Origin of the sequence: Calothrix rhizosoleniae SC01 (genome assembly GCF_900185595.1) — a bacterium.
GTDB classification, from domain to species: Bacteria; Cyanobacteriota; Cyanobacteriia; order Cyanobacteriales; family Nostocaceae; genus Calothrix_A; species Calothrix_A rhizosoleniae.
Window position 1 is genome coordinate 1 of sequence record NZ_FYBH01000284.1, and the last position, 6,831, is coordinate 6,831.

Below are 6,831 nucleotides of genomic sequence, written 5' to 3' on the forward strand. Positions count from 1 at the left end.
GAGAAACTGTCAAAGCAGCGAAAGCATTGGACAAATTTACCCAAGGTCCTTTAGCACTGGAAAAATGGGCTGAGATTATTCACCAGGACAAGCTACACGTACTGATTTTTCCTGAATTTGGCATGGATACTACAACAGTACAGCTAGGGTGTCTCAAATTGGCTCCCATACAAGTTGTTTTTGGGGGACACCCGGAAACTAGTGGACTACCAACTATTGATTATCACTTGAGCAGTGATTTAATGGAGCCAGACAATGCCCAAGAGCATTACACGGAGCAGTTAATTAGATTACCGAATCTGGCAATTCATTACACACCTTTGGAAATTCCACCAAAACCAATTACTAAAGCGGAAATTGGCATTGCAGAAGACGAAATTATGTTCTGGAGTTGCCAATCCCTGTATAAATATTTACCCCAGCATGATGACGTTTTTCCTAGAATTGCTCAGGATGTAGATAAATGCAAGTTTGTCTTTATCCAAAATAATGGCACAGGTGTAACGGAAATATTTCGCCAACGACTAAAACAGGCTTTTGAGGAATTTGAACTCAATTATCAAGACTATTGTATCTTTTTACCGCGCTTACAAGGCAGAAAATTTGCTGGGGTCACAGCCATTGCCGACGTTTTCCTAGATAATATTGGTTGGTCGGGAAATAACACAACAATGGAATCCACTGCTTTCAATGTTCCAATTGTCACCTATCCCCAGGAAATGATGCGGGGAAGACATGTGCTAGCAATCCTGAAGATGATGGGTATTGAAGAGACAATCGCATCTAGTAAATCAGAATATGTACAAATTGCCATCCGTCTGGGGAGAGATAGTGAATATCGCCAACATATATCCCAGCTAATTGCCCAAAACAAGCATAAGTTATATAACGACCTCAAGTCAGTTCGAGCTTTAGAAGAATTTTTGTTTGATGTTATCGGCAAACCAAAGGTATCTAAGACAAATCATGTTGCTGATATCTTGCGCTTGGCAATTAAAGAACATCGAGCCAATCACTTAGACTCAGCCGAGTCAGCTTACCAAAAAGTTTTGGCTATGCAATCAAGCAACCCAGAAGCATTATATGGTTTGGGTATGGTGGCACAACAAAAAAGCGAACTACAACAAGCAGAGGAATTTCTAAGTTTAGCTGCACAAAAGCAACCAGACTCAGTTAAAATTTGGTTTGCTTTGGGTAATCTGTACCAACTTCAGGAAGAATTGCCAACAGCTGAAGATGCTTACAAAAAAGCGATCGCTTTACGACCAGATGCAGCATCAATTTATAATAATCTTGGGTATACTTTGCAGCAACAAGGTAAATGGTCAGAAGCAATACAGTACTATCAAAAAGCAGTTAATATTCAACCTAATTGCATTGAGGCAGATATCAATCTAGGAAATGCACTCCATGCCCAATCTCAACTATCTCCTGACAAAAAGTTGTATTATGCAAAATTAAATCATAAGTTGGGTCTAATTCGGAAGAATGCAGGAGATTTGCAAACTGCTGAGGCTTATTTTCAAAAAGCCTTAGCATTAAATCCTGACTATAAAGAGGCTAGGTAAGTGTTTGGCAGATGGCGTTGCTGAATTAAAGATATGAATTTGTCTCACGCAGAGGCGTAGAGGTGCAGAGAACAAGAGTTTGAGAGACTTGATTTTTCAATTTCATATTCCAATTCAGCAATACCTGGCAGATATTCAGTAAAGTCAGCCAAAAAAAATTTACTATAACTCTTCAATTCCATGTCTGAGAACATTCTAAAAATAGAGAAAAAGTACGTCTTATACTTTGCTTAATATTTAGTATCCTTTTGTGATTTTCAATTCATGGAAAGATGTATGGTAATACTAAAAAATAATCAATACCATGTGACTAGGTAGAGATTAGAATCGACAATTTAAATTGTTGATTCTATAATCATTTTTATCAGAAAATTTGTTTTTTCTCAATTCAATCATTAAATATACTCATCAGTAAAACGTAAAAAAGAATTGATTTTTTTACACAGAAAACATATAATACAAAAGTAAGCAATTAAATAAATAATTGCCTACTCATAAAAATCCCAAAATAAGTTAGTAATTCCTGGGAGAACTCCCCAATTTACCATCTCTGATATATATCTGAGCCATAAATATAGCTAAGAAGGGAACCAGGAAAAGTTAGTCTACTTTGTTCCTTTCTAGCTTTTTCTCTGAGTTGTTTAATGCGTCCACATGAACAAGTGCAGAGAAACCAAATATGGATTATTTATCAAGCTACGGTAAATTGGTGGGTTATCACCAAATATTATGATATTGTAGCTGAAAAAAAAAGTCTTGTCAAATTAACTAATAGCGATCGCTATTAGTTTTACTAACTGCACTTGCCGCAAAGTAAGCACAACATTTGGACTTGATTTGAGTGGAGTGTATAGGGGTGAATCAGGAGCAAAGGGACGTGGTTTTAACCCGTCCTGTAGCATCCTTTTAGAATCCCCTCGCCTTCAGGATACTGCTGGCGAATGGTAGGTCTGACCCTTCGTAAGAACTATCTGTTTCCAAAGCAAACCCTTTCAGAAGAAACTCAAGCAATGGTGCGGTGGAACACCGCACCGAGAGCCAAAACAATTAAGCCCAGAACACGGTCGCATTTGGGCGCTTAATAAATATAAAAAATTGTGCTGATTAAATTATGCTTTTACTATATACGGAGCGAGGCAAATGAAGTAATACGAGTTCTAGATTTTGGTTGACGATTTGACCAGTTAAAAAAACGAGATAAATTGATTGCACAAGCAGTTGCAACGTGTTGTAAATGTGTTTTAGCTAATCCAAAATATCGAGTTCGGCGTAAATTAAATTGACACACTCCTTGAGAAATTGTACCCTCAATTCCTGACCTAAGTTTATACTTATCTTCAAATTAAGTTGTTTTTTGTTCAATCCGACGTGTAGCTAAAATATTATATTCAGCTTGAGGTCTGATTTTTATTGTTCTGGGAGATTTTTTGCTTTTTGTACAGTTATTTATAACAGGACAATCTCCACATACTTTACGGTCAAATTTAATTTGAATAATAGGGCTTTTACGACAATCTACAGTAGAACACCATGATTTACTAAAATGTCCTTGTGGGCATATAGCTTGTTTTTTGTCCCAATCAATTATAAAAGAAGCGACATCAAATCCCATCTTTGATTTAGCTTGCCAACTACAATCAACCGCAACAGGATCAACAATATTAACTTGATATTTTTGATAACTTTCAGTTAATTTATATGAATCAACATAAGCTGCATCAACATAGTGCTCTTTTGGTAGAAATCTTTTACCAGCAAGCTTATATCGTACATTTTCATATACAAATTCCCTTTCGGGAAACTTGCACGTGCTACATCTTTGGTTTCTTTTGGTATTCTCCATTGGTTTATTGGATGTAGTGTCATACCAATCACCCTCACCTTCGAGTTCGATTTATTTATCATCGCTCCCGTTGTTTTTGAATGAATTAGGGATCAAAACCCTAATTCGCCAGCAGTATCCTCATGGATTTGGGCTTTTTTGACCAATTACAGGGATTTAAGTCCCCTAATTCTAAAAAATGGCAAATTTTGTGTTAAGTTTGCTAATTTCTAAAGTAAGGCTTAATTACGTAAAGCCTAAGGCATAGCTGGGCTTAAGACTTATGCTCTGCCAACCTCTTTAGAACCATTGTTACTACCCCAGTGACCTAGATTTCTCTAGCGAATCCAATTTTAATAAAAGCTACAGGAATTTATTATACCTCCCTTAATAACAGTAAGGTGGCTGTGTCCACCTTACTAATTATTTCAATCAAGTAAAATTAAATTTTCCGAGATAAGTGTAAGTAAAATTCAGAATTAAAGAAAAATACCTATTTGTTTAAAAAAATTTTATAGGGTGTAATATCCCCGAAGATTGAATATGAAAACAAATTCTCAGATCCTCGAGCTTGCAGTTAAATATCATCGAGCTAATCGTTTCAATCAAGCACAACAGAGTTATCTTCAGGTACTAAAAGAAGAACCTAAAAATCCAGAAGCATTATATGGATTAGGTCTTTTGTCCCAGCAAATTGGTCAACCACAGATAGCAGAAAAGTTCCTTAGTAATGCCTTGTCAGTGCAACCGGAGTTACTTAAGGCTTGGTTCAGTTTAGGTAATCTGCATCAAGCTCAAGGTCAGTTTCCAGAAGCAGAATCAGCTTATCAGCGAGCTATTGCCCTCAAACCAGATTTAGCATCACTTCATAATAATCTAGGCTATACCTTGCAAGAACAAGGCAAGTTGGAAGAGGCAATTGTTTGCTATCAAAAGGCTTTGGAACTTGAGCCTAATTGTAGGGAAGCGGATGTAAACTGGGGCAACGCACTCCATATCCAAGGAAAACTATCGGCAGACAAGCAACCCCACTATGCACAACTAAATTACAAATTGGGGGTTGCTCGGGAGAAAGCAAAAGATTTGCCAAATGCGATCGCTTACTACCGCCAAGCAATTAACCTACAACCCAATTTGGCGGAAGCTCATTATCACTTAGGGGTAGTATTACAAGCAGAGGGAGAATTAGAAGCAGGAATAGATTGCTTGCAAACAGCTTTGCAAATCAACCCTAACTATGGGGAAGCTTATATGTGTTTGGGACTTATTTATCAAACACAACACCAATTAAACGAAGCTGCTGCTGTATATCGACAAGGTTTAAAATTAATTAATCCTCACTATGCCGCAGCCATCAAAAGTCAGCCAGTTGCTGAGTTTGTTCCAGAAAAATATGCCTCACCAGAGTTAAAACTAGGGGAAGTTACCGTTGGCAATTATCAGTTCCCAGCAATTCCTCCCGTAACAGCCAGTGAAAAAAAGCGACCTTTCTTTTCCGTAATTATTCCCCTATATAACCGCAAAGACTACATGTTGGAATGTCTTGCTAGTGTATTAGCTCAGTGGCAAGGAGAAGATGAAATAGAAATTCTGGTGATGGATAATGCCAGTGATCCACCCCTATATGACCTGGTGAATGCCATTGGCGGTGGTATAGTCCATTACTATCTCAACTCAGAAAATATTGGGCCGCGACGCAACTTTAATCGGGGAATTGCCCTGAGTCGTGGTGAGTGGATTCATCTAATGCCAGAGGATGAGTATGTACTTCCTGGTTATTATTCCCGGCTCAAATCAAGTCTAGAGGGATGTCCTGATTCTGTGGGAGCTGCTTTTACAGGATATGAAAATATCAATGAGAAAAGAAAGGTAGTTTTTACCCAAAAACACTCAGGGATGAAAAGGGGTATCAATAAAAATTGGCTACAACGGATTGGTGGCTCTAACCCGTTAAATCCCTGTGCAACCTTAATTCGCCGAGCAGCTCACGAACGTTTAGGGGCTTACGATCTTATTAATCTTTATACTCCTGACTGGGAACTCTACAAGCGTATTGCTTCTTTCTATGATTGGTGGTGCGAACCAGCAATTCTTGCCCGTTACCGCCAGCATTCTAACAATATGTCCAGTGAAGTTTTCTTAGCAGGGGCACAAGGAGAATACTACCGCATGGGCATCGAAATTTCCGAAAGTTATCTTCCCCAGGAATATTGTGCCGAGATTACAGCCAGATCCCGTGACATTTACTTTAATAGGTGTCTATCGGACGTGGCAATTCCTCTGAAGGCAGATAATGTCGCTGGGGCATTTCGTTTAATCCAAGAAGCTCTGAAAATAAATAGTTCCCCCGAAGCAGTCACAAATTTATTTAACTGGCTAGCTACAGAAAAAGCAACTCCACTACGAAATGCGATCGCTTCAAAGTTAATTTCCCAAGCCTCAAACCAGAGTAATAGTGAAGAAAATCTGAATAATTTTTACTTCGCTTACCCTTAAATAAGGCAGGAGGCAGTCCCAATGAAAAATAATTTGCACCACCAAGTAGAATTTTTCCTTCCTTTTGCCTCCTGCCCTCTGCCTTCTGCCTTTTGCGTTTCGATTTATAATGAAAATTTTAAATAAAATTTTACATCCTTATTCCCTAGAAAGCTTCCTTGCTGAAAATTGGGCAAAACAAGGGATAGTCATTCCTGGGAAGCATACCGACAAATTTCAACATTTATTTTCCTGGCAGCATCTCAATCATTTGCTGAATTATCATCAACCTGAATTACGTTTCGTGAAAAATGGTCAGATTCTCCCTCCTTGCCCACCTCAAGAATGGTCAAAGCTGTGTAGAGAAGGGGCAAGTTTAACCATCCACCATGTTCATAATCATTTTCCAGCCCTAGCTGATTTAACTTGGGAAATACAGGAAGAATTAGGTCATAGTGCTATTCATGCCAATGTTTACTGTTCTTGGCCTTCTCGCCAAGCATTCGACATTCATTATGATGCCCACGAAGTCTTGATTATGCAAATTCATGGGCAAAAGGAGTGGTTTGTTTTCAAGGATACCTTTAAGTACCCTTATAGAGATGAAAAATCAGAGCGTCACAAACCACCTGAAGGAGAACCCTACATTCACACTGTTCTCAAACCTGGTGATTTACTCTACATACCACGGGGTCATTGGCATTATGCGATCGCCAGTGAAGAACCTTCATTACACGTAACTCTTGGTATCCGTTGTTTTACGGGGCAAGATGTCCTCGAATGGTTATTAGACAAGGTTCAAAAAAATCTCCAAAAGGAAGAAACTTGGCGACAAAATTTACCTTTGATCCCCTATGGAAATACTGATGATATTGAATCATACACGGGGCATTTATTTGATTCTTTAATAACTGTACTAAATGAAGAGAAGAAAAGCCTTGTGCATAAATTTGCTATGTCTCAAGT

At 38.3% G+C, this 6,831-nt stretch carries 4 protein-coding genes and 1 pseudogene; 4 read left to right on the forward strand and 1 reads right to left on the reverse strand.

Annotated features, from left to right (window positions below):
• Positions 1-1,568, forward strand: a 1,568-nt coding sequence (locus tag CALSC_RS16910; protein WP_143288284.1) for a tetratricopeptide repeat protein, incomplete at its 5' end; no start/stop codon positions are given.
• A gap of 644 nt (positions 1,569-2,212) precedes the next feature.
• Positions 2,213-2,356 carry a hypothetical protein gene (locus tag CALSC_RS26575; RefSeq protein WP_159460640.1) on the forward strand — a complete coding sequence of 48 codons (144 nt, stop codon included), beginning with the start codon at positions 2,213-2,215 and terminating at the stop codon, positions 2,354-2,356.
• Between the two features lie 332 nt (positions 2,357-2,688).
• Here CALSC_RS26575 and CALSC_RS27545 read toward each other — a convergent pair.
• A pseudogene (locus CALSC_RS27545) lies at positions 2,689-3,411 on the reverse strand (transposase).
• 522 nt (positions 3,412-3,933) lie between these two features.
• Here CALSC_RS27545 and CALSC_RS16925 point away from each other — a divergent pair.
• Together CALSC_RS16925 and CALSC_RS16930 are read left to right on the forward strand one after the other, a co-directional pair.
• Positions 3,934-5,886, forward strand: coding sequence for a tetratricopeptide repeat protein (locus CALSC_RS16925; RefSeq protein ID WP_088242481.1), 1,953 nt, complete (start codon positions 3,934-3,936; stop codon positions 5,884-5,886).
• Between the two features lie 109 nt (positions 5,887-5,995).
• Positions 5,996-6,831, forward strand: an 836-nt coding sequence (locus CALSC_RS16930) for a cupin domain-containing protein (protein WP_088242482.1), incomplete at its 3' end; no start/stop codon positions are given.

What these genes read in the sequence shown, in the direction of transcription:
- CALSC_RS26575 (WP_159460640.1), top strand. Translation starts at nt 2,213, where the DNA reads ATGCGTCCACATGAACAAGTGCAGAGAAACCAAATATGGATTATTTAT.
- CALSC_RS16925 (WP_088242481.1), top strand. Translation starts at nt 3,934, where the DNA reads ATGAAAACAAATTCTCAGATCCTCGAGCTTGCAGTTAAATATCATCGA.